21 protein-coding genes and 1 tRNA gene are annotated in these 25,060 nt (G+C 28.4%); 18 read left to right on the top strand and 4 right to left on the bottom strand.

The annotated features are described in order from the left end of the window. Positions 1 to 31 precede the first annotated feature (31 nt). From psyc5s11_RS24950 to psyc5s11_RS24935, 4 genes are all read left to right on the top strand, one after another. The gene (locus psyc5s11_RS24950; protein ID WP_224035157.1) at positions 32 to 883 is read left to right on the top strand and encodes a LicD family protein; all 852 of its coding nucleotides are present in this window, start codon (positions 32 to 34) and stop codon (positions 881 to 883) included. Positions 884 to 1,562: 679 nt separating this feature from the next. Then, positions 1,563 to 2,546 (top strand): glycosyltransferase family 2 protein, encoded by a 984-nt coding sequence (locus psyc5s11_RS24945; RefSeq protein ID WP_224035156.1) that lies wholly within the window; start codon positions 1,563 to 1,565, stop codon positions 2,544 to 2,546. Positions 2,547 to 2,607: 61 nt separating this feature from the next. Further along, positions 2,608 to 4,473, top strand: coding sequence for a polysaccharide biosynthesis protein (locus psyc5s11_RS24940; protein WP_224035155.1), 1,866 nt, complete (start codon positions 2,608 to 2,610; stop codon positions 4,471 to 4,473). A gap of 2 nt (positions 4,474 to 4,475) precedes the next feature. Beyond that, complete coding sequence (locus tag psyc5s11_RS24935; protein ID WP_224035154.1) at positions 4,476 to 5,963, top strand: O-antigen ligase family protein; 1,488 nt, start codon at positions 4,476 to 4,478, stop codon at positions 5,961 to 5,963. Between the two features lie 682 nt (positions 5,964 to 6,645). Here psyc5s11_RS24935 and wecB read toward each other — a convergent pair. Then, on the bottom strand, positions 6,646 to 7,710 hold the full coding sequence (gene wecB / locus psyc5s11_RS24930) for a non-hydrolyzing UDP-N-acetylglucosamine 2-epimerase (protein WP_224035153.1): 1,065 nt from the start codon (positions 7,708 to 7,710) through the stop codon (positions 6,646 to 6,648). A 265-nt stretch (positions 7,711 to 7,975) separates the two neighbouring features. Here wecB and psyc5s11_RS24925 point away from each other — a divergent pair, with 265 nt between their 5' ends. The 10 genes from psyc5s11_RS24925 to psyc5s11_RS24880 all read left to right on the top strand — a co-directional run bounded on the left by psyc5s11_RS24925 (position 7,976) and on the right by psyc5s11_RS24880 (position 20,006). Beyond that, entirely contained in the window at positions 7,976 to 9,196 is a 1,221-nt protein-coding gene (locus psyc5s11_RS24925; protein WP_224035152.1) for a glycosyltransferase family 4 protein, read from the top strand. Between the two features lie 168 nt (positions 9,197 to 9,364). After that, on the top strand, positions 9,365 to 9,970 hold the full coding sequence (locus psyc5s11_RS24920; RefSeq protein WP_224035151.1) for a sugar transferase: 606 nt from the start codon (positions 9,365 to 9,367) through the stop codon (positions 9,968 to 9,970). Between the two features lie 45 nt (positions 9,971 to 10,015). Next, positions 10,016 to 11,104 (top strand): Gfo/Idh/MocA family protein, encoded by a 1,089-nt coding sequence (locus psyc5s11_RS24915; protein ID WP_224035150.1) that lies wholly within the window; start codon positions 10,016 to 10,018, stop codon positions 11,102 to 11,104. Positions 11,105 to 11,233: 129 nt separating this feature from the next. Further along, positions 11,234 to 12,106 (top strand): UTP--glucose-1-phosphate uridylyltransferase GalU, encoded by an 873-nt coding sequence (gene galU, locus psyc5s11_RS24910; protein ID WP_224035149.1) that lies wholly within the window; start codon positions 11,234 to 11,236, stop codon positions 12,104 to 12,106. Positions 12,107 to 12,130: 24 nt separating this feature from the next. Further along, positions 12,131 to 13,210 carry a glycosyltransferase family 4 protein gene (locus psyc5s11_RS24905; RefSeq protein WP_224038262.1) on the top strand — a complete coding sequence of 360 codons (1,080 nt, stop codon included), beginning with the start codon at positions 12,131 to 12,133 and terminating at the stop codon, positions 13,208 to 13,210. 647 nt (positions 13,211 to 13,857) lie between these two features. After that, on the top strand, positions 13,858 to 14,940 hold the full coding sequence (locus psyc5s11_RS24900; protein WP_224035148.1) for a sensor domain-containing diguanylate cyclase: 1,083 nt from the start codon (positions 13,858 to 13,860) through the stop codon (positions 14,938 to 14,940). A gap of 501 nt (positions 14,941 to 15,441) precedes the next feature. Next, positions 15,442 to 15,855 (top strand): hypothetical protein, encoded by a 414-nt coding sequence (locus tag psyc5s11_RS24895; RefSeq protein WP_224035147.1) that lies wholly within the window; start codon positions 15,442 to 15,444, stop codon positions 15,853 to 15,855. Positions 15,856 to 16,098: 243 nt separating this feature from the next. Then, the gene (gene guaD / locus psyc5s11_RS24890) at positions 16,099 to 17,376 is read left to right on the top strand and encodes a guanine deaminase (RefSeq protein WP_224035146.1); all 1,278 of its coding nucleotides are present in this window, start codon (positions 16,099 to 16,101) and stop codon (positions 17,374 to 17,376) included. Positions 17,377 to 17,582: 206 nt separating this feature from the next. Further along, entirely contained in the window at positions 17,583 to 19,376 is a 1,794-nt protein-coding gene (locus tag psyc5s11_RS24885; protein ID WP_224035145.1) for a diguanylate cyclase, read from the top strand. Between the two features lie 249 nt (positions 19,377 to 19,625). Beyond that, the gene (locus psyc5s11_RS24880) at positions 19,626 to 20,006 is read left to right on the top strand and encodes a RidA family protein (protein WP_224035144.1); all 381 of its coding nucleotides are present in this window, start codon (positions 19,626 to 19,628) and stop codon (positions 20,004 to 20,006) included. Positions 20,007 to 20,154: 148 nt separating this feature from the next. On the opposite strand, the gene psyc5s11_RS24875 is transcribed toward psyc5s11_RS24880, so the two are convergent. Beyond that, positions 20,155 to 21,222 carry an NAD(P)H-dependent flavin oxidoreductase gene (locus psyc5s11_RS24875; protein WP_224035143.1) on the bottom strand — a complete coding sequence of 356 codons (1,068 nt, stop codon included), beginning with the start codon at positions 21,220 to 21,222 and terminating at the stop codon, positions 20,155 to 20,157. A gap of 255 nt (positions 21,223 to 21,477) precedes the next feature. Here psyc5s11_RS24875 and psyc5s11_RS24870 point away from each other — a divergent pair. The 4 genes from psyc5s11_RS24870 (at position 21,478) to psyc5s11_RS24855 (ending at position 24,125) form a co-directional block, all read left to right on the top strand. Then, a tRNA-Trp gene (locus psyc5s11_RS24870) sits at positions 21,478 to 21,552 on the top strand. 467 nt (positions 21,553 to 22,019) lie between these two features. After that, positions 22,020 to 22,439 carry a DUF6678 family protein gene (locus psyc5s11_RS24865; protein ID WP_224035142.1) on the top strand — a complete coding sequence of 140 codons (420 nt, stop codon included), beginning with the start codon at positions 22,020 to 22,022 and terminating at the stop codon, positions 22,437 to 22,439. A 128-nt stretch (positions 22,440 to 22,567) separates the two neighbouring features. Then, on the top strand, positions 22,568 to 22,822 hold the full coding sequence (locus psyc5s11_RS24860; protein ID WP_224035141.1) for a hypothetical protein: 255 nt from the start codon (positions 22,568 to 22,570) through the stop codon (positions 22,820 to 22,822). 547 nt (positions 22,823 to 23,369) lie between these two features. Next, entirely contained in the window at positions 23,370 to 24,125 is a 756-nt protein-coding gene (locus psyc5s11_RS24855; protein WP_224035140.1) for a phage antirepressor KilAC domain-containing protein, read from the top strand. 161 nt (positions 24,126 to 24,286) lie between these two features. Here the strand turns inward: psyc5s11_RS24855 and psyc5s11_RS24850 are convergent, their stop codons facing one another. Together psyc5s11_RS24850 and psyc5s11_RS24845 are read right to left on the bottom strand one after the other, a co-directional pair. Continuing rightward, positions 24,287 to 24,505, bottom strand: coding sequence for a DUF2922 domain-containing protein (locus psyc5s11_RS24850; protein WP_224035139.1), 219 nt, complete (start codon positions 24,503 to 24,505; stop codon positions 24,287 to 24,289). A gap of 144 nt (positions 24,506 to 24,649) precedes the next feature. Beyond that, on the bottom strand, positions 24,650 to 24,874 hold the full coding sequence (locus psyc5s11_RS24845; RefSeq protein WP_224035138.1) for a DUF1659 domain-containing protein: 225 nt from the start codon (positions 24,872 to 24,874) through the stop codon (positions 24,650 to 24,652). Positions 24,875 to 25,060 lie beyond the last annotated feature (186 nt).

The raw sequence follows: 25,060 nt of genomic DNA, 5'->3' as shown, positions 1-25,060 counted from the left end.
TATAATGTTTAAGGATAAGGTGTAAATCAATATGGATAATAATTATACATATAATAAAGATGACTATGAGGATTTAAGCTTAAGAGATGCTCAAATGCTTATGGCCGATATTTTGAAGGACGTTCATGAATTATGTGAAAAACACGGCATTAAGTATTTTTTAGATGCAGGAACTTTAATTGGAGCTGTAAGACATAAAGGTTTTATTCCTTGGGATGATGATGTTGATATAGGAATGATAAGAGAAGAGTATAATAAGTTCTTAAAAATAGCAAAAAAAGAACTCCCAAAACATTTATTCTTACAAACCTTTGAAACAGATGAGTATTACAATGTTTACCCAACACCATGTAAAGTAAGGTATAATAATACATTGTTTTTGGAAGATGGGACAGAAGAAAATCATAAGATGCATAATGGAATATTCATAGATGTATTTCCATATGATAGTTTGCCAAAGCATAATTTTACATATAAAATACAACGTACATTAAGTTACAATATTCTAAAGAGTTTTAAAAGACTTAGAGATATGCCAGAACATTTAAGTTTTAAAAATAAAATAACATTTTCATTTTATAAATTAGTCGTAAAAATGTTCCCTAATAAAAGAAGATTAAGATTTTTCAACTATCTAGTTAAGTGGAATGATTCAAAATCAAAATATATGGGATATGGTGTTGATACTTATTGGAGTGAATATGTCTATAAAAAATCAGACTATTTTGATTTGACGAAATTGGAGTTTGAAGGTGAGTATTTTTATGCTCCTAAAAATTATGATGCGATTTTAACGCGATTATATGGTGATTATATGACAATGCCAAAACAAGAAGATAGAGTGTGGCATGCTAAAGAAATGAAAAAACTTAAAGGGTTATAGAGGAACCATAATTATGAGTATAACTCGTCGAAATTGAATCCATGTTTATTCCAGCGGACTAAGAAAATTTCGCTGGAGGCCACTAAATGCAAGGTTGCATCCATTTTAGTTTGTTCCCAATATAAAAGCTCACAGAGAAAGTTCGAAGAACGAAATATAAAATTTCGATTCTCACTTTTTGGACAAACTAAAATGGAACAACCTACCATTAAGTGGCCTCAACAGCTTATTTTCTAATGCCGCTTTCATATTATGACCCTTGTGGTTACAAACATAGATCCAATTTCTTTGTTTAATTATATACATAAGTATAGTAAATACAATATCGAGTATAAGTGCAAATTTAAATGAGAGTATATATGGTTAAATAATGAAAACTAAGCATATGCACTTGTAAAATAGTTGATATTATACAACTTTTAATAATATATATATGTTAAGCATTGACTAAGCAACCCTATAATTATGAACTTTTACTTAATAAATGTGACTAAATATTGCATATTGATAGCAATATTAGTATAATTCTAAGAGAATATATATAATAAAATTGTTAATAAATAAAAACGACAATATGTGGACATTTTTTGGGAAATAATTTTAATTGGGTATTATTGCATAATCAAAAAATAGAGTTATAAGTAGAAGTAGTATAATTTAGTGAAGGTAGTGAATAATATTGGTAAGTGTATCTATAATTACTCCTGTTTATAATGTAGAAAGATGCATTGAAAAAACTATAAATTCAATTATAAATCAGAGCTGTAAGAATTTTGAACTCTTACTTATAGATGATGGTTCTAATGACAAGAGCATTGAAATAGCGGAGAATTTACTTATAAATTCAGACGTTGATTTTAAGGTTATAAGGCAAGAAAATAGTGGGGTTAGTGTTGCAAGAAATAAGGGGATTTCTGAAGCAAAAGGGGAATATGTTTGCTTTTTAGATTCTGATGATTATATTCATACAGATTATATTAAACTCATGTATGAAAAGGCATCAAATTGCAACTGTGATTTAGTTTTTTGTGATTATACTCAAGTTGATTCACAAGATAAGGTATTAGTGAAAAGTACAACTAGATTTTTAGATGATTTTATAAATGGAAGAGAAGCTGCTTTAAAGCAATTAAGCTGTGACATTACTATTGGGATGGGAAGTGCTTTATATAAAACTTCAATAATAAAAGAAAATAATATACTTTTTGATAGTAGTAGAAAATATGCTGAAGACGTTGTATTTACAATTAAAGCATTGCTTAATATGGATAAGATTATATCAATTGATAAAACATTGATGTTTTATGTTAGGTGGAATTCATCAGTAACTAATCTAGTTTCTTTAAAACATCTTGATTGTTATTATTCATATGTGGATTTATTGAAATATTTAAATTCCCAAGAAGATTTTAAAAACATAGAAAAATTTTTAATAGAATATAAAATTCCATATGCAATAAGTCATATTTTTTCTATTCTATGTAGAGATAAAAAATTTCATAAAGATCTTTTTGAATTTTTAAATAAAAGAGAGGTAAAAGAATCATTAGGATGTTATAAAATGCAGAAGTTTAATAAAAATGATATTAGGTATTTAATTCAATGCAAGGGTATATTGTATTTTCCTAATATTTTATTAAAAGTTTTTAGTAAGCGAAAATAATTTTAAAGATTTGACTTGCTTTTAATTAGCAAAGATCTTTCCAGAGTGGAGGAAAGTTAAAATGAAAAATTGGAAAACATTAATAATTATGACTATTGATATGTTTATGGTTAATTTGGCATACCTTTTTTCTATAAATATAACACAAACCGGAAGTTTTACAGAAATTTCGAAAATATATACTCATGATGTTATAGCATTGAGTTTAATTTATTTAGTATGTTTTTACTTATTCAAAATGTATGAAAGTTTATGGCATTTAACTGGTACAGATGAATTTTTACTAGGTGTTGGTGGAAATATTTTAGCAGGTATATTATCAATTGGATATACCAGATCATCTTTTGGGGCAGTTATACCACTAAATGTTTCAGTAGTAGGAATACTTTTAAGTATCTTCTTTGTAATAGGTTATAGAATTCTTTATAGGGTTTATAGAAGAACCCTTTTGTACATCCCATTTAAATATTCAGCAGATCAAAGAAGAGTGATGATAGTTGGAGCTGGTTCAGCTGGAACTATGATTATTAATGAAATGATGGCAAGAAGAGAATTAAAGTACAATCCTATAGCTCTTATAGATGATGATAAAAATAAGCTTGGTAAAAGAATATCAGGAGTTAAAATAGAAGGAAATAGGCATGACATACCTTATATTGCTGGAGAGCAAGAAATTGACTTGATTTTAATTGCTATACCATCTCTTGATGCAAAAAATAAAGCTGAAATAATTGAAATTTGTAAGAATACTAATTGTAAATTAAAAATAATTCCTGGAATGTATGAAATATTAAATGGAGATGCTACAGTTAGTAGGATTAAAGATGTTGATTTAGAAGATTTACTTGGAAGAGACCCTATTCAGTTGGACAATAAGGGGATTTCAGAATACATCAAAGGAAGAACTATATTAGTTACTGGTGGTGGAGGATCTATAGGATCAGAACTTTGTAGACAAATAGCTATATATAATCCTAAAAGACTTATAATATTTGATATTTATGAGAATAATATATATGATATTCAAAATGAGCTTAAAGAAGACTTTCCAGATGTGAATATTACTGTATTAATAGGGTCAGTTAGAGATAGAAAAAGACTACATGAAGTGTTTACTAAATATAAAATAGATGTTGTATTTCATGCAGCAGCACATAAGCATGTGCCTCTAATGGAAGATAGTCCTAAGGAAGCGGTTAAGAATAATGTATTTGGAACACTAAATTTAGCTTTAGAAGCTAGTGAAGCTAATATTGAAAGATTTGTTATGATTTCAACAGACAAAGCTGTTAATCCAACTAACATAATGGGAGCAACAAAGAGATTATGTGAAATGATTATACAAGCTATGGATAAGCAATCTAAAACTGAGTTTGTTGCAGTTAGATTTGGCAATGTACTAGGAAGCAATGGTTCAGTAATACCATTATTTAAAAGACAAATTGCCAACGGTGGGCCTGTAACTGTAACTCATAAAAAAATCATTAGATATTTTATGCTAATTCCAGAAGCTGCTCAATTAGTACTTCAAGCAGGAGCATTTGCTAAAGGTGGAGAAATATTTGTCTTAGATATGGGAAAACCAGTTAAGATTTATGATTTAGCATGTGATTTAATTAAGCTTTCAGGTCTTGAACCTAATAGAGATATAAAAATTGTGTTTACAGGTCTTAGACCAGGTGAAAAATTATATGAAGAACTTTTAATGAGTGAAGAAGGTCTTGAAGATACTGTTCACAAAAAAATACATATAGGCAAACCAGTGTTTGAAGATATGGACACTTTAAAACAAAAGCTTGAACAATTACAGAATTTATTAGATTTAAATGATATATCAGAAATTAAGCACCAAATGCAAAAAATTGTGCCAACATATCATTATAAAAATGAAGATGAAGTAGCTGCGGATAATGCAGATAAGGAGTAATTATGACTAGAGAAGACAGAAGTATATATATTGTTTTAGCGATTGTATTTGCGATTGCAGGATTTTTAGGAATATCAAATGGAAGTTACTTAATAACTGCAATGTATATAATAACAGTATTAGCAGTAACTTTTATAATAAAAGAAAAGGATGTTTATAATCTGCTTTATGCTGTGCTTTTAGTATCTGCATTTTATGATTATGCACTATTTGTTCCGGGAATACAAAACATATATATTTTTCATATAGTTTTAGGTGTATTCACACTTTTATCATTATATAAAGTATTTAAAGACAAAGATGTTTTCAAAAATTTAGATAAGAAAGTTTTGGTGATATATGTTATTTGGTTTATTTATATGTGTGTTAGTATTAAATGGGCATTAAATAGAAACCTAGCAATTAAGTATATAGCTATCTATTTGATGATGTTTGCATTTATTGTTGATATGATGATTTATAATGTAAATAAAGAAAGAATAAAAAAGACTATTAATTTACTATTGTTTTTGATTTCGATAATAATCATTATTGGGTTAGTAGAAGTGCTTTTAGGTAAGCAGCTACCTATAAGACATTATATTGATGGATTTATAGAAAATTTACCACAATGGCAAATTAATACTATACAAGCAAGACCAATAGCATTTTCATATAATACAAATAATTTAACAGCAGCCCTTGCAATACTTGTACCAATTTGTTTATTTGCGATTTACAAATTTGAAAATGTATTAGCAAAAATATGGTTCACGGTAGTTTCTTGTATAAGTTTTTCATTAGTTGTTACGACTACTTCAAGAACAGGATTTTTTGCATTTTTGTTTGGATTTGCAATATTTATAATTTATTCAGTATTTAATGTTAAGAATTTAGGTATTAAGCAAATGATTTATCCAATATTATTAGTATGTGGATTTGCTTTGGCTTATAATTATAGTTATTTGCTCATGAATATAAAGCCTTCGGATGATCAATTAACAACTAGTCTATCAGGTAAATTGAGTTCATTAGAAGGCCTTACAGAAGGTGAAATTAATGCAGAAGGTTCTGCATTACACAGGATGGAGATAATTAAAGACGTATTTAATGGTGTAATAACAGAAAAGCAATATCAAGGTTATGGAGTAGGTAATGTTGAACAACTTTTAAAAGATAAAGGAAATACTGGATCTGTATATAGCCCACATTGCTACCCAATTGAAATTTTGGGTGATTTTGGACTACCAGGAGTAGCCCTATATGGTATTTACTATTTATATCTACTTATAGAAAATTTGATTATTGGAATAAAGAAAAAAACTATTGTATCATTTGCGGCAGTGGCAGGTCTTATAGCTTTTGCACCAGCAAGTTTTGGGCCAAGTTCCATAACATATGTATTTTCATATTGGATACTTATGGGATTTGCTGTGTCATGTATTCAAGTCTATAAAAAAGAAAATAATAAATATGGGAAATCATCTACAAAAGAATATAGAATGATATAGCAAACTACCTGAGGATATTGCGAAATAGAGATACCCAAAGTGAAAAATAAAGTTAGTTGCATAAATCACCGAAATGAAGGTCATGCATTTGTTCGGGTTACTGAGGATTTACCCGTGAATTTCTAACAGTTCAAGTTGTACCCATTTCTACATGTTCCTAAGGCAAGCTTAGGACAAGTAAAAATAGAACAACTTATACTGAAGAAATATCTACAGCTAAATCCTCTGATGTAACGCCTCCACAAAAGCAAAACCTTCATTTTTATTTTAATATATATTTTAGGATATAAGTTTAACTTAAAATTGGGCATCTATATATAAAATACTTGCAGTAATATTCAAACTTGAGTTTACTGGATGTTTCTAACATAGAATGGTAGGTATTCCTTTTCATAGAATCAAATATTATATCAGATATATTCTTAGAATTATCACAATACAAAGAAAGAGGATACATACATGTGCAGCAGGCATTGAAAAATGAGCTGATGGTATATTTTAATGGGAAGTTGTTCCATTTTAGATTGTCCCAATCTTGTATTGGGAGCAATCTGAAATGGGTGCAACTTCCCATTTAGATATACCCAGCGAAGTTTTTCTAGTCCTGCGGAACATGTATGTATTCTCTTTCGAGGGTTTATTGCCGCACTTTAAGTAATTCGCAATAGCTGTAAGATGAGAATTATCCTATATATTTCCCTATAATGTCTGTAATTATTGAAGATGTATCTCCATTTCCAAATGCTGAAGCGGGAGTACCTGTTGGATTGAAGTTATCTAACGCATCTAAAATTTTATTAGAATCACTTCCAACTATTACGTTCCAACCATTGTCTACAGTTTCAACCCATTCAGTTTCATCTCTCATAGTTATACATGGCTTCTTTAAGAAATAGGCTTCTTTTTGAACTCCACCACTATCTGTCACTATTTTTTTTGCATTTTCTTGTAAGGAAATCATATCTAAATACCCTACAGGATCTATAATTTCAATATTTTCGCCAACATGCAAATTATATTCCTCAATGAACTTCTTTGTTCTTGGGTGAAGTGGAAGTATTATTTTCTTACCAGAATTACTTAAAGCACTTATTATTGAAGTTAATCTTTCGATGTTATCTGTGTTTTCAGCACGATGTATTGTTGAAAGTATATAGCTGTCTGGACTTAAATCAAGTTTTTCATTTATTGTTGAAATCTCCTTAGCTCTTTCTTTAAAAAGATTTATTGCATCGTACATTACATCTCCAGTATTATGAACACCTTTTGTGACATTTTCATTTTTTAGGTTATTTACTGCTGTTAATGTTGGTGCAAAAAGCAAATCTGAAATATGATCTGTAAGTATTCTATTTTGTTCTTCAGGCATAACTTTATTAAAACTTCTAAGTCCAGCTTCTACATGGGCTACAGGTATTAATAATTTACTAGCACAAAGACTTCCTGCAAGTGTTGAATTTGTATCTCCATAAACTAAAACCATATCTGGCTTTTCTTTTAAGTAGATTTCTTCAAGAGCTATTAGCATGCTACCAGTTTGGTGGCCATGACTTGATGAACCAATACTTAGATTATAATCAGGCTTTGGAATAGCAAGTTCTTCAAAAAATATATCTGACATATTATTATCATAATGTTGTCCAGTATGTACTAATATTTCACTATTTCCATCTTTTCTAATTTTATTTGATACTGTTGCAGCTTTTATAAACTGTGGTCTAGCTCCAATAACAGTGAGTACTTTCATGTATTGTTCCTCCTTAAATTTCAAAAAAAGTTATTTTAATTAAACATAATATCATTTTAGCATATTATAGATATTAATAAAACTAAACTATTATAAACTTAATTGACTGAGTAAGTTCGAAAATCAAAATCATAGATTTAGATTCTCACTTTCCCAACTGCATTGGATAAGTTCGAAGGACAAAATCATAGATTTTGATTCTCACTTATGTTATAATTTATGAAGTTAATTAGCATTATAATGTAAAAAAAAGGAGCAAATTAAGATGAATATCTTACTTATAAATCACTATGCAGGGTCTGATTATCATGGAATGGAATTTAGACCTTATTATATGGCTAGGGAATGGGTCAATATGGGGCATAATGTAACTATACTTGCTGCAGATTTTTCTCATTTAAGAAAGAAGAATCCTAACATAAAAGAAGATTTTGAAGAAGAAATAATAGATGGAATTACATATGTATGGGTAAAAACTCCAGAGTACCATGGAAATGGTGTGGGAAGAATTAAGAATATATCAACATTTATGTATAAACTAAGAATGAGTTATAAGAAGGTTGCAGATAAATATAAACCCAATGCAGTAATAGCATCTTCAACTTATCCTTTAGATATATATCCAGCACACAGAATTGCAAAGAGATCTAAGGCTAAGCTTTTCTTTGAAATACATGATTTATGGCCATTGACTCCAATGGAAATAGGAGGATATTCTAAGAGTAATCCTGCTATAGTCTTGATTCAAAGAGCAGAGGATTTTGCTTTTAAAAATTGTGATAAAATTATTTCGATTTTACCAAATGCTGATAAGCACATGGAAGATAGAGGATTTAAAACTGACAATTATGTGCATGTTCCAAATGGAATAATTGTTGGTGAAAAGAAAAATACTCCTATAGAAGAAACTATTGAAAGATTACAAGAACTAAAAGAGCAAGGTTATTTTTTAGTTGGATATACAGGAAATCATTCTCCAGCAAATGTTTTAGATACAATGCTTGATGCTGCTAAAAAGACAACTGACAAAAATATAAAATATATATTGGTTGGAAATGGAAATGTAAAAGATGAATTAATAAAATATGCGAAAACAAATAATATAACAAATGTAGAATTCCTAGAACCGGTGTTAAAGGATAACATGGATAATGTACTACAATTATTAGATATTTGCTATATAGGTTTGAAAAAGCAAAATTTATTTAATTATGGAGTAAGTCCAAACAAACTATTTGATTATATGATGGCAGCAAGACCAGTAATATATGCAGTAGAAGCTTCTAATGATCCAGTTAAGGATTCAAATTGTGGTATTACAGTGCCAGCAGAAAATCCAGATGCAGTAGTAAATGCTGTTATGAAGATTAGGAATTTAAGCGAAGAAGAAAAAAGCAAAATGGGCCAAAATGGGAATGATTATGTATTAGCAAATCATACCTATCATGGACTCGCAGAAAAATTCTTAAATGCATTGCTTCCTTAAAAAGTGATTTGTGTAAATCATGTGATTAGCGAACAAATGCGAATAAAATTTCATTAGTATTAAAAAATTTATTAAGAAGTAAATTTATATGAGCTAAATTGATTAAAAAGTTGTAGAATAGGAAATATATATGATGTATAGTGAAATAATTTTAACGGGAGTAGATACATGAATAAATTTAATAAAGCAGTTAAGAGAATATTTGATTTTATATGCTCTACTTTAGGACTTATAATTTTAAGTCCAATTTTGATTGCAATTGTAATTAAAATAAAAACTGATTCTGATGGCCCGGTGTTTTTTAAACAAATAAGAGTTGGTGAAAAAAAGAAGGAATTTGAAATTCTTAAGTTCAGAACTATGGTTGTTGATGCCGAAAAATTAGGAAGGCAAATAACAGTAGGAAATGATAGTAGAATCACTAAAGTAGGTGGATTTTTAAGAAAATATAAGCTAGATGAATTGCCACAATTAATAAATGTATTTAAAGGCGATATGAGTTTAGTTGGACCAAGACCAGAAGTGCCACGATATGTTAAACTTTATAATGAAGAACAAAGAAAGGTATTAGAAGTTAAACCAGGAATAACTGATTTAGCATCCATTAGATATAGAGATGAAAATGATTTACTTGGAGAAGCAGAAAATCCAGATGATTTGTACATAAATACAATTATGCCAGATAAATTAGCATTAAATCTAGTATATATAAATAAGAATAATGTATTTTTTGATATTTATATAATACTTAAAACAATAATAAAATGTATTTAATCAGTTAAGAGTTAATTGTTAACTGAAAAAGAAGGGGTAATTAAAATGAAAAAATTAAAATTTGCTATTATTGGTTGTGGAAGAATTTCTTATAAACATGTTGAAGCTTTAGTTAAAAATAAGACACATGCAGAATTAGTTGCAACTTGTGATGTGGTTTTAGAAAATGCTGAAGCAAAGAGAACTGAATACATAGAAAAGACTGGAGTAAATCCAGACTATGTTCATGCATATACAAACTACAAGGAAATGTTGGAAAAAGAAGATATAGATGTAGTTACTATAGCTACAGAAAGTGGATATCACGCAGAAATTGCTATTTATTCTATGAAAAAAGGAGCAAGTGCTTTAGTAGAAAAACCAATGGCTATGTCTATTGAAGATGCTAACGAAATGATTAAAGTAGCTAAAGAAAATAATGTTAAGCTTGGAGTTTGCCATCAAAACAGATTTAATAAGCCAATACAAAAATTAAGAGAAGCTATAGAAGATAACAAATTTGGAAGATTGATTAATGGTACAGCAAGAATACTTTGGAACAGAAATATGGGTTACTATGAACAAGCTCCTTGGAGAGGAACATGGGCTTTAGACGGCGGTACACTTATGAATCAATGTATACATAATATTGATTTGTTACAATGGATGATGGGTGGAGAAATCGAGAGAGTATATGCTGAATGTGATACTTATTTAAGAGATATCGAAGCAGAAGACTTTGGAGCAATAATTATAAGATTTAAAAATGGTGCAATTGGAATTGTTGAAGGTTCAGCTTGTGTTTATCCTAAAAATTTAGAAGAAACATTAAGTATATTTGGAGAAACTGGAGCAGTATCAATTGGTGGTCTTGCAGTTAATGAACTTGAAACATGGAGATTTGAAGGCGATGATGAAGCAGCTATTATGAATGAAGTAAATGTAAAAATAGATAATGTATATGGGGAAGGACATACACCTTTATTTAAAGATGTAATTGATTCTATAAATGAAAATAGAGATCCGTTAGTATCTGGAGAAGAAGGTAAGAAGGCAATGTCAATAATCCTGGCAGCATATAAATCAAGAAAGACAGGAATGCCGGTACAATTTCCGTTAACAAATTTTAAAACATTAGATATGAAGGATAATTAATTATATATTGTAAACCGCTAATTATAAAAATTAAGTTATTTCAATCTATATATTGTCATATAGTTATATATAACAATATATAGATTCTTAAGAATTGTAAAATCTTTAAGATGAGAGGATGTATATGACATGAAAGTAAAAAAGGCTATTATACCAGCTGCAGGACTTGGAACAAGATTTTTACCTGCAACTAAAGCTCAACCAAAGGAAATGCTTCCAATAGTTGATAAGCCAACAATTCAGTATATAATAGAAGAAGCAGTTGCTTCTGGAATTGAAGAGATTTTAATTATCACAGGCAGAAATAAAAAATGTATAGAAGATCATTTTGATAAGTCAATAGAACTAGAGTTAGAATTAGAGAAATCAGGAAAACTAGAATTGCTTGAAATGGTAAGAAATATTTCTGATATGGTTGATATACATTATATAAGACAAAAAGAACCAAAGGGCTTAGGTCATGCTATCCATTGTGCAAAAACTTTTGTTGGGAATGAGCCATTTGCAGTTTTATTAGGAGATGATGTAGTTGATAGTGAAACTCCTTGTTTAAAGCAATTACTTGATTGTTATAGTGAATATAACACTACTATTTTAGGAGTTCAAACTGTCGACAAGGAGAAGGTTTCTAAATATGGAATTGTAGATGGAATCCATATAGAAGATAGAGTTTATAAGGTTAAGGATTTAGTTGAGAAGCCTTCTGTGGAAGAAGCACCAAGTAATGTTGCCATACTAGGAAGATATATTATAACACCAGAAATATTTAATATATTAGAAAACACTAAGCCAGGAAAAAATGGAGAAATTCAATTAACAGATGCACTAAAGACTTTAGCTAGTAAAGAAGCTATGTATGCATATAATTTTGAAGGCAAAAGGTATGATGTAGGCGATAAGATTGGCTTTTTACAAGCTACTATAGAATTTGCTTTAAAGAAAGACGAATTAAGAGAAGAATTTATAGAGTACTTAAATACTAAACCTTGGGAAAATATGTAGGAGAATAAATAAAAAATGAATATTATAAAAATATGCTATTTAGCAGATATCAATAGTACGCATACTCATAAATGGTTAGATTATTTTGTTAATAAGGGATATGACATTCATGTTATATCCCTTGGAGAAGGTCAATATGAAGGAGTTACAGTTCATTCTTTAGATGTGCAAGATAATGTTATGAAGAAAATTTCTGATAAGAATAAATTAGAATACTTAAAAAAAATAAAAAGAGTTAGATCTTTGATTAAAGAGATTAAGCCTGATATACTTCATGCACATTATGCGAGTAGTTATGGATTATTAGGTGCTTTGGCAAACTATCATCCATATATAATTTCGGTATGGGGTAGTGATATTTATGATTTCCCAATTAAATCACCTATACATAAATTTATAATAAAATATAATTTAAAAAAAGCAGATCATATTTTATCAACAAGCAATGTGATGAAAATAGAAACTGAGAAATATACAAATAAGGATATAAAAGTAACTCCTTTTGGTGTTGATATTAATAAATTTATTCCGAATAGAACAGAAAAAGAAGAGATTGTTATAGGAACAATTAAAACTTTAGAAGAGAAATACGGAGTGCAATACTTAATAAAAGCTTTTAAAGAAGTTAAAGAAAGAAATAAATGCTTAAAACTTAAACTTAGAATTGGAGGACGAGGAAGCCAAGAAAGTTATCTAAAAGAATTAGTTAAAGAATTTGCTATAGATGAAGATGTGACTTTTTTAGGTTTTGTAAATCCAAAAGATGTAATAAAGGAATTTCAAAACTTTGATATAGCAGTTTTTCCATCAACCCTTGATAGTGAAAGCTTTGGAGTTGCCGCAGTTGAAGCAGAAGCGTGTGGAACTCCAATAGTTGTAACAGATGTGGGGGGGCTTATGGAGTCTACTAAACCAAATGTAACAAGTTTAGTTGCTAAAAAGAATTCAGTAGAAGATTTATCAGAAAAAATAGAAATTTTAGTCAAGGATAAAGATTTAAGACTGAAAATGGGAACTGATGCAAGAAAGTTCGTAGAAGAAAATTATAGTTTGGAAAATAATTTTAATGATGTGGATAAAATTTATATAAATATAATGAGTTAAATAGGCCTTAAGGAATCCTACAAAGTAAAAATTAATTTTAGGATTCCTAATTTATTGATTAGTTATATATATGTCGTAGTTTTTCAGATTTTCTTTTATGCATCTTAAATTAATAATGTTTGATGAACCTTTGAATTAAAAAACTTACAATAAAAATAATTAGACCGCTTAGCAATACTATATTCAATACTGCAGTACTAAATTTTATAAACAATAAACAGATGAGTAAAAACATAAATATACTTAAAAGCCAGTGTATAAATTTCATTTTCATATCCCCTTTTATTTTAAAAGTAAATTTGTACTATTAGTTTATCCTAAATGCAAAGATGAAATTCATAAAAAATTATACTTAGATTTTAGTTATTTATAATTTTAAAATGAAGTATAATAGAAATATATATATGTTGCAAAATGATTCTTCATTTCAAATTTAAGAAATTCTGTAAAAATTTCATCCGGAATTTTATATTGTAAATTGTTAATTGCAACACATATATATACATTCAAATAAGTGTATTCAAATATTGGATTAATTGTAGTATAATTGTAGTGAATTAAAAATCGTTATAAATAAATGTAAGTAATTAAACAAAAGTTGTTAAATAGTCATAATGGGGTTATGGTTTGAGGATGGTGAGGAATAAATGCAGAATTATGAAAAGATTTATAGTACATTAAAAATAGAATATGAAACCTATCAAATGTTTTCAGAACAACATATACAAGAATTAAATCAAAAGAATGTAAAGTTAGAAAAAAGCATAGATTCATTATCAAACATAATAGAAGTGAGCAAGTATATAAATACATTTTTCAGTAATGATGATTTGATATCAATGATTAATGATATGATACTCGGAATATTAGGAGTTACATATTCAACAATATTTTTACTTGAAGACGGTGAATTAGTTGTTAAAGCTAGTAATATTGAAAATATGGACATAAAATTAACATCAGAAGAACTTTTACATATAAATAAGGAAGAAGAATTTATAATAAATTCAGAAAAAACTTTAAAAGAAACAGGGGAGAAAAAAACTCAGATACACTCTATTATGGGATCTCCAATTAAATTAAGAGATAAATTTATTGGATATATAATGGTAGAACATAATCTTTATAAATTTATGACTATAGAATTAAAGCTTTTTCTTAGATCAATTGCTAATCAAATTGCAATTGCTATTGAGAATTCTTTATTATACAAAGAATTAGAAAAAATAAATCAAAGAGACTCGTTACTTGGTATATATAATAGGAAATATTTTTTTGAATTTTTAGAAAAAAACAAGTGCAAAAAAATGGAAGATAAATTTGCTATAGTAATGATAGATATAGATGATTTTAAAAAGGTGAATGATACTTATGGACATCAATTTGGAGATAAAATACTAATTAACACAGCAAAAATTGTGGAAAGTGGTATAGATAAAAATGATATTCTAGCTAGATACGGTGGAGAAGAATTTATTTTATACATTTCAAGTTTTGTTGACGAAAATAGTGTATATAATAAAATTGAAACAATAAGAAGTGTTCTTGAAAATAGTGGAGTTAGTTTAAATAACGAAAATAAATCTGTAACAGCTAGTTTTGGAATTGCATTTTCTAATTTAAATGGTACAGGTATAAATGAATTAATAAAGAATGCTGATGATTTATTGTATAAAGCTAAGAAAAGCGGTAAGAATAGAGTTTTGAGCGGACATATATTTAAAATTTAATATAGATACGCAAAGTGGAAATTGCATTTATGTGGATACCACCGAAATCGGATACATGTTTGTTCCTGAGACTTAAGAAAATTTCGTTGGAAGACATTAAATGGCAGGTTGTGCCCAGTTAAGTTTAATCCCAATACAAAAGCATTATGTGAAAGTTAGAGACGCCAAATATAAAAGCTCCAGGGAGAAAGTTCGAAGAATGAAATGTAAAATTTCAATTCTCACTTTTTGGACATTCGTTTTTGGAGAATCACTTTTTGGACGCTCAATTTTGGGACAAACTTAACTGGAATAGCCTGCCATTAATTGGTTTCAACAGCTTATTTTCTAATGTCTCGCACAAATATGCATCCAATTGTTATGCTTGTTTATGCGCCAAGTATGATGGATATAGTAATGAATTAAAGCTATTTAGGGATTTTTTAGAATCGGTCTGACATTAGATTAATTTTTATTGCATATAAATTAACTATAAAAAATTTATAGGGAGTTTGATTTGTAATGAAAATGGTATTTGAAAAGATATTTCAGGATTTAAATAAAACTGATGAGAGAAATTTTAATGAAGAAATTTTAGTTGCTATGTCAAAGGAAAATGATTCTGGAACTAAAGATTCTATAGGTTTTGACTTCGTTTTGGATAATAATGGAGATTATAGCTATACGACAAGTGAACATGGTTTTGGCAAAACTGTGAATATTCGTGGAAAGATTGTATTTCCGGAAGATGGCATTTATTCTGTAAATATTAGATGTTCAGATGGAGGTGGAGGGAAATGGGATGGAGTTAAAGCAAACCAAGAAGTATCATGTATTATAAATACAAGTTTTTGGCATGTAACAACTATTACAGTTTATATACATTCAAATAAGCCTAATTGTAATGGACATGCAATTATAGATTATTCTATATAAGATACATCATACATTGGTCACAGACTAACCACAAATGGCATAAATTGTTAATTAAAATATATATAAAGCATTATGAACTTAATAATAGATATAAAAAAATTTAGAGTAATGTTAAACATTAATATTTATCAAGTGAAACTTGATTCAGGTGGGGTTTGATCACCATCTGAATCTTAGTTGAACTTATCTAGGAGCAAACTGTGGCTATTGAAGATATTTTTATTTATGAGGAGGAAAAATAAAATGAAAAAAAGTAGTCATATTAATATTTTAAAGGGGAATATAGTACATACTGAAACTAGTAAGTTGTTTAATATATCAAAAAATGGATACATAGTAGTACAGGGTAATTGTATTGAGGGAGTATATGATAAATTACCAGAAAGATATAAAAATATTGAAATTGAAGACTATGGAGATAAATTAATAATCCCTGGATTTGTTGATTTACATACTCATGCTCCTCAATTTGCTATAAAAGGTATTGGTTACGATAAAGAACTTATACCATGGCTTGAAACATATACTTTCCCAGAAGAAGCAAAGTTTATAGATAAAGCGTATGCTGAAAAAATATATAAGGAATTTGTTAATGAATTATATAATCAAGGTACCACAAGAGCAGTTATTTTTGGCACAATTCATGAGGAGTCTACAGAAATTTTAATGGATTTACTTGAGGAAAAGGGAATCTCTTCATATGTAGGAAAGGTAAATATGGACAGAAACTGTCCTGATACTTTAAAGGAAGATAGTAATGAGTCAATTAAAAAGACTATCAAATGGGTAGAAAATTGTAGTGGAAAATATAAATTTGTAAAACCAATAATTACTCCTAGATTTGTGCCAAGTTGTACAGGTTATTTAATGGAGGAGCTTGGAAAAATTGCAGAGAAATATAATCTTCCAGTTCAATCTCATTTATCAGAAAATCCATCAGAAATTGAATGGGTTAAAGAGCTGCATCCTGATTGCAAAAATTATGGTGATGTATATGATAAGTATAATTTATTTGGACAAACTAAAACAATAATGGCACACTGTGTTCATTTAACTGATGAAGAAATTGCTACAATTAAGAAAAATGAAGTAGTAATAGCACATTGCCCAACTTCTAATGTAAATTTATCTAGTGGAATATCCCCAATTAGTAAGTTGTTAAAGAAAGATGTTCAAATAGGTCTTGGATCAGATATATCAGGTGGAGAAACTTTAAATATGTTTGCTGTAATGGCTAGTACAATAAAAATGTCAAAATTAAGATCTGTTTGCTTTAAAGAGGAAGAAAAACCTTTAACAATTCCAGAGGTATTTTATTTGGCAACCAAAGGTGGTGGAAGATTTTTTGGTAAGGTTGGAAGCTTTGAAGAAGGTTATGAATTTGACGCGCTGGTAATAGATGATGATAATTTGTGGAAGGTAAGTAAAGGCAGTATAGAAGAGAGAGTAGAAAGATTAATATATTTTGGGTGTGAAAAAAATATAATTAATAAATATTTATCTGGAAAAGTATTAAATTAATATTATAATGCACATTTAAATATGTTATAATTTAAATGTGAGAAAAATGCGAATAATTAGATTATTTTCACATATAAAGTCTAAATTGAATAAAAAAATTTAAATTACATATAAATATTGAATATAATTCAATTACAATCAACAAACAGTATGATGATGCACATTAAAAGGTAATTAAATGCTTTGATTGAAAGGATGATATACTAATGAAGGATTTTGAGTATGAGAAAATATTAAAAAAAGCACCCTTTGGATATGCATTACATAAGATATTGTTAGACGAATATGGAATTCCAGTTGATTTCGAATATGTAGAGATAAATGATGCATTCGAAAAAATTATGAAATTAAATAGAAATCAAATTATAGGAAAAAAAATTACTGAGATATTACCAACTATAAATGATAATAAATTTGATTGCATAAAACACTATGGGGACATTACGATAAGTGGTTCAGAAAGTGAATTTGAGCAATATCTGGAAGAGCTTAAAGGTTGGTATAAGATTAAAATTTATTCTCCTAGTAAATACTATTTCATTACTTATTTAAATGATATAGGGAATGAGATAAAAGAAAGGGAATTATTTAAAAGTACTTTATTATCAATAGATGAAGGTATAATAGCAACGGATTTGTATGGGAAAATTGTTATTATCAATAAAACTGGAGAGAGATTAACAGAATGGAAGGAAAAAGATATATTAAATTTAAATATCTTTGATGTTTTTAAAGTTTGTGATGATAATGAGGAAAATAAAATTACTGAAAGTATACTAGAACTTATACAAAATGGTGAATGTATAAAGAATGAAGAAAATATGCTGCTAAAATCAAAAACAGGAATAGATATTCCTATAGTATATGATATTTCTCCAGTTAAAGATAGTGAGGGCGAAATATATGGTATGGTAATCAATTTTAGAGATATTTCAGAAAAAATTGCTAAAGATAAAGAAATAGATTATATAACTTATCATGATGGGTTAACAGGAGTGTATAATAGGAATTTTTTTAATGAAAAAATCATAAGTATTGATTTAGAAGAAAACTTACCAATTTCTATAATTATGGGAGATGTGAATGGATTAAAACTTACTAATGATGCTTTTGGACATTTGATGGGAGATAAATTACTTTTATCTGCAGCTAATATAATGAAAAGAGTATGTAGAGACCGTGATATTGTTATAAGGTGGGGTGGCGATGAATTTATAATTTTATTGCCAAAAACTAAACAGGAAGATGTAGAGGAAATTAGTGAAAGAATAAAGAATGAGTGCATAAAAGAAAATATAGATCTTTTAAATATATCAATTTCTTTGGGATATGATACTAAAACTAATAAAGATGCAGATATAATGAAATCAGTTACGAATGCAGAAGAAATGATGTATAAGGTAAAAATGTTAGAAAGTAAAAGTGTAAAAAGCAGAACACTAAAAATAATTATTAATACACTATGTGAAAAAAGTGAGCAAAATGATTTACACTCAAAGTCAGTAAGTAAAATATGTAAACAAATTGGTCAAGCAATGGAAATGTCTAAGGAAAAAATTTCAGAATTAGAGATTTTGGGTGAGATTCATGACATCGGAAAAATAGGTGTAAGTGAGAGTGTATTAAATAAAGTAGAACCACTTAATAGTGAAGATTGGGAGGAGATAAGAAAGCATCCACAAATAGGATATCATATTGTTTGTTCTTCAGGTGATATATCATTTTTAGGAGATAGTATTCTTGCACATCAAGAATGGTATGATGGCTCAGGATACCCAAAGGGACTAAAGGGTGAAGAGATTCCATTAATGGCAAGGATTCTATCAATTGCAGATGCCTATGATGCGATGGTAAGTTATAGATCATATAGAAAATCACTTACAAAAAATGAAGCAATTAAAGAAATTAAAAAATGTTCAGGCATTCAATTTGATCCTAATATAGTGGAAATATTTGTAGGTAAAGTTGCGAAGAAATTGAATGAAATTGATATAAGTTGAAAATAGAAATTGACAAAGGTATATAACAGTTCTATTAGTTTAGAATGAAATCATACCTATAGACGGACACATGAAAAAAAGAGTTTAGTCTGTAGGTACTTTTTAATTCATGGTAATTCAAAAAAATTGTATATGAAATAATAAGGGGATACAATTAAATAAATTAAGTTAATATAAACTAATCAACTATTTAGGCATTTGAAAAAATAACAAAGAAGATGTCTTGCATATTTTGGGGAGGAATTAAAAATGTTAAAAGTAACAAACACAGAAAAAGCGCCAGCAGCTATTGGACCATATTCTCAAGCAGTAAGTTTTGGAGATTTATTATTTACTTCGGGGCAAATAGCTTTAGATCCAGCAACAGGTGAAGTAGTAGGAACTACTATAGAAGAACAAACAGAGCAAGTTATGAAAAATATTTCAGCTATATTAGAATCAAATAACATTGATTTTAATAATGTTATTAAAACAACTTGTTTTATTGCTGAAATGGGTGATTTTGCTAAGTTTAATGAAGTCTATGCTAAATATTTTATAAGCAAGCCAGCACGTTCTTGTGTAGCTGTAAAAGAACTTCCTAAAGCAGTTTTATGTGAAGTTGAAGTAATTGCTTATAAAAATTCATAATTAAATATTTATATAATTTATATTGGTTTAATTAAAATATTTGTGAGGCAATACATAATGTAATTTTATAAAGAAAAGTAAAATGGACTGTTACAAGGAAAGCTTTCTGTAAAGCAATTCCTTATAACAGTCCATTTTTATTAAAAATTTAAGCTTGTTTTATTTCTGAAACTAATTCATCCATAAGTTCTTTAACAGTAGTCATTTTTGTAAGTCTGCTAGCATTTTCTCCACAGAATATAAGACCTTCATCAATATTTCCGTTTACTGCGTTTATTAAAGCTTTGCTTATACAGTAAGGAGTATTCGCAGGATTACACGGTGTTAAACAATTATAGCAATGAGTTATTTTTTCTTTTTCAGTAAGAGTTCTTTTAACAAAAGGATTTCTAATAGCACGACCAGGCATTCCTACAGGGCTTTTAACTATTTGGACATCCTCTTTTGAACAATTTAAATATGCATCTTTAAATGCTTGTGAAGCATCGCATTCTTCAGTTACTACGAATCTTGTTGCCATTTGAACACCATTTGCGCCTAAATTAAGATATTTAGCAATATCATATCCATCAAAAACTCCTCCAGCAACTACAACGGGAATTTCCTTATTATATTTTTCGGCATATTTTTTTGTTTCAGCTATTATATCTGTAACAGTTTTATCAAAATCAAAAGTTTCATCTTCTAATTCTTCTAATTTAAATCCTAAATGACCACCAGCTTTTGGACCTTCAATTACAATAAGATCTGGAACTATATCATTATGTTTATCCCAAAGTTTTAATATTACTTTAGCAGCTTTTAAAGAAGAAACAATAGGTGCTATTTTTACAGAAGTTCCTTTTACTATTTTAGGTAACATAGTAGGAAGTCCTGCGCCAGAAATTATTAAATCAATTCCAGCTTCTATTGCAGCTTTTATATGTTCTTCATAAAAATTAGTTGCAACCATAACATTAATACCTATTATGCCGTTGGGTGCTTTAGCCTTTGCTAGAGCAATATGTTTTTTTAAAGCCCTTAAATTTGATTCTACAGGGTTTTTTATAAAATCATCTTCATTATATCCAAGTTGAGCAGCAGAAATAATTCCAATACCACCCGCATTTGCAACAGCAGAAGCTAATTTAGAAGATGAAACACCAATACCCATACCACCTTGAATAATGGGAATAGGTGCAATTAAATTTCCGATTTTAAGCGAATTAAAATTCATTTTACATATATCCTTTCATGAGAAAATTCGATAATAAAATATTTTGACAATCAAAGTATATTATATTATTATATTATAAAATAATATTAGTACTTAAACAAGGAGAATTTAAAAAAAGTACTGTTTTATTATAACCACTCTTAAACAATTAAGACATTGTTTCATTATAATAAATTCAATTTTAAGATTTCATGAATTTGAAAATTATACTTATTGACATTAACTACAAATGCATGATACAATACTAAATGTCTTAGGGGTATGGCTCAACGGTAGAGTAGTGGTCTCCAAAACCATTGATTCTAGGTTCGAATCCTAGTGCCCCTGCCACAAAGGTCGTAGTACGTTGTACTACGGCTTTTTTTATTTTAAAAGACAAGCTACCCTTTAAAATGGCCTATATAGCCATTCTCCAGTGTGGTGATGTTACCGTGTACTAGCTAATACTCATTTGTGGGGGGCAATAAGGGGCAAAAAAGGGAGTAAATTTGTACAAGCCAGGTTAAAAACGTGCTGGAAATTTTTAATTTTTTATAAAATTTAATGGATTTTTAATATATATATTGTGGAAAAAGCTAATGAATATTTATATATATTTAAATAAAAAAGATTTCGATAACTGTTAATTTTAACTCTGTTAAACAAGGTAGTTTATAACAATATTTTTTTACAGTTCTATTCTATAAATAAATTTAGTTATAATATAATATGTGTATGGAATGATACATAATAGTAAATAATTGTGTAATATATACACATGGATTATTTATATTTTCTTGGTTAATAAGGAGGATGTTATGACTAAAAGTGAAGAAGTCATTAAACAAATAGAAAAACAAAAACGTAAAGTCAAAGAGTATGTAGAGAATAATGGATATTTTTCGATAATGAATAATACAAAATGGAAAGAACTTATAAATGATATACATGATTTGAAATTTCCACCAGCATATTGTGTAAAGGATATTTTATCAAATAATAATCCTCAAATGGCATCAAAACCTACATATTGGGGTGATTGGGCTTTAGAATTGTTATATCCATGTTTTTGGATTGAGTGGATGGAAATCGCACCTTACTATTACAAACATAGAGGTAAGTTAATTGAGGATGAGTTAATAGATGAAACAAAAGAAGTTTTAGAAATTTTAGAAAGAAACAACATACCTTATGAATTAAATGGTAAAAATATATTGATATATGGATACAAAAAATGAGAATAATCTTTACTTCGTATTAATGTCTCAACATTCTTGTAATATCCATCAAACCAATATATGATTTAGGGAATAGCAGTAAATTACTCCGAAACAACCTGATTTTATCAAGAAAGTGAGAATATCGTATGATAAATGATATATGTGAATGCTCTGAAGTGAACAACGGAAGTAGAGTTGGGTTTCATTTTAAACTTACTGAAGAAAATGATTTTACAGAAGAAGAGGTTAGAAATGCTAAAAAACTGTGGAGTAAGGTTGGTTTTGGTGAAATGACAGAAGTTTATAAATGCACAGTCTGTGGTCAATTATGGGGAGTGTCTCCCAGTGGTCATGGTTGGATGTCCTATAGGAGATTATCAACAGAATATAATTATAAATAATAATGAAATTAGTTCCAAATGTTCTTAATTTCTGTATTATTAAGCAGTAAAAGAAGAACTTCATATTTTAGTATTATATCAAAAATATAGTCTAAAAAATATTCTTTCAAGGTTTGAGATAGCATAAATATAGTATAACAACATAAAAAGGAGACTGCTTATTAAACAGTCTCCATAATTTCAGCAAGTCTATCTAATTTAGATGCGGCTTTTTCTTTTATATCATCAAGTACGTGAGTATAGGTATTCATTGTAACTGCAATGTTACTTAATTGGCGAAAGTTCAGGATACCAAATATCAAAAGAATTCTTAATAGAGATGAGAAACTATTGGTTTAATAAAAGCAAAAATAAATAGCAGATTTAAATATCACATTATTCAGAAGTGTGATATTTTTTTGTGCCGAATTATAATTTGTTTTGCACAACTACGATAAAAAAGAAACTAAAATTAAATACATTGAAGTTTAACTACTTTATTAAAGAATATTGAACATTGATATCTAATTGTTGAAAATATATAAAATCTGAGAAGGAGATTAGCAAAATGGAGGGATTGAAAATTTTCAAAGCTGAACAATTTGGTGAAATAAGATGGGTAAAGATTAATAATAAAGATTATGCTGTTGGAATTGATATAGCTAAAGCATTAGGATATAAAAAGCCTAATGATGCAATTTCAAGACATTGCAGGGGGTCCGTGAAACACGGAGTAGGGGTAGTTACTGGAAAGAGGAAAGATGGAACGGATGCTATTCAAAATGTAGAAATGAGTGTAATTCCGGAAGGGGATATTTTTCGCTTGGCAGCTAAATCTGAATTACCAGGTGCAGAAAAATTTGAAGCATGGATTTTTGATGAAGTATTACCTTGCATACGAAAAACAGGAATGTATGCAACAGATGAATTATTAGATAATCCTGATTTACTTATTGCAGCAGCTACAAAGTTAAAAGAAGAAAGAAAAGCAAGATTAGAAGCTGAAAATAAAGTAAAAGTATTAGAACCAAAAGGACAATTTTATGATGATGTTGCAGGATCTAAAGAAGGTGTAGAAATGGGACAGGTTGCAAAAGTTCTTGGAATTAGAGGTATGGGAAGAAATAATCTATTTTCATTGCTCCGGGATAAAAAAATCTTTGATAGAAATAATATTCCTTATCAACAGTATGTAGACTTAGGGTATTTTAGAGTGTTGGAGCAAAAATATACGGTACATGGTGGAGAAACCAAGATAAATATTAAAACAATGGTATTTCAAAAAGGTATAGATTTTATAAGGAAAAAGATTAAGGAGTCATAAATTAAAGGAAGTGAGGAGGAAAACACAATCATGAAAAATTTATTAAGAGAGTAGTTATTGTGGATTTTCAATACAAGGATTGAAAACACTATTAATATAAAAAAAATAGAAGCTCGTCTCTTATAAATTTGAGACAAGCTTCTATATTTCAAAATTCAATACTAAGCTAGATCATATTTAGTAACTTTTCTTTCAGCCAATTGAGCGCTTTCTTTTTTAGAAAGAGCACCAGTAGTTGTTATGAAAATATTCTTAGCAATGATTAAGTCCATTAAAGCATTTGCTTCAGCGTCAGTAATAGTAGATTTAATACCACTTACACTTAAAGTTGATTTAACACCCATTGCAGTTAAAAAAGTCATTGATAAAGTATATTCCATATAGATTCACCTCCATTCGTTCAGTTAACAGTTAAGAGTTAATGCCCTTTAGGGTATCCTGTGGGCAAGTAACAGTTAATGATGAGATTACTGCGTAATCTCTTTGATTTTTGAGAAAATTTTTGGTTGGATGTTGTGAATTGACTATGCTTTTACTAAGTTAGAAGATACAGTTAAAGAAGCATTTCTAGTACTTGCTTCTAAAACAGCTTTGATAGCTTCTGCAACATCATAAGCATTTTGTTCTGATACGTCATTTCTTACATTGGCAAAAGATTTCTTTGTGTATAAAGGATCACCTGATTTATCTACTCCTTTTTGAACTTCAATACTAAGAGTAGTCGCATTTATAACTTTACTTACAGCCATGTGTTTCATCTCCTTTCATTTTGTTTTCATATAGGATATATGTGTGATTTTCAATTATTACATTAATAATAAAAAAATTTAAAAATAATTTTTTGATAAATCTTAAAAAGAATAGAAAAAATTTTCTTAGAGATAAAGGATAATTATTTTAATTAAACTTATAAGCTAATAAATAATAATTTTATA

The organism is Clostridium gelidum (assembly GCF_019977655.1).
Lineage (GTDB): Bacteria > Bacillota > Clostridia > Clostridiales > Clostridiaceae > Clostridium > Clostridium gelidum.
The sequence above is the reverse complement of the archived record's forward strand: the minus strand, read 5'-3'. Positions and strand labels throughout refer to the sequence as shown.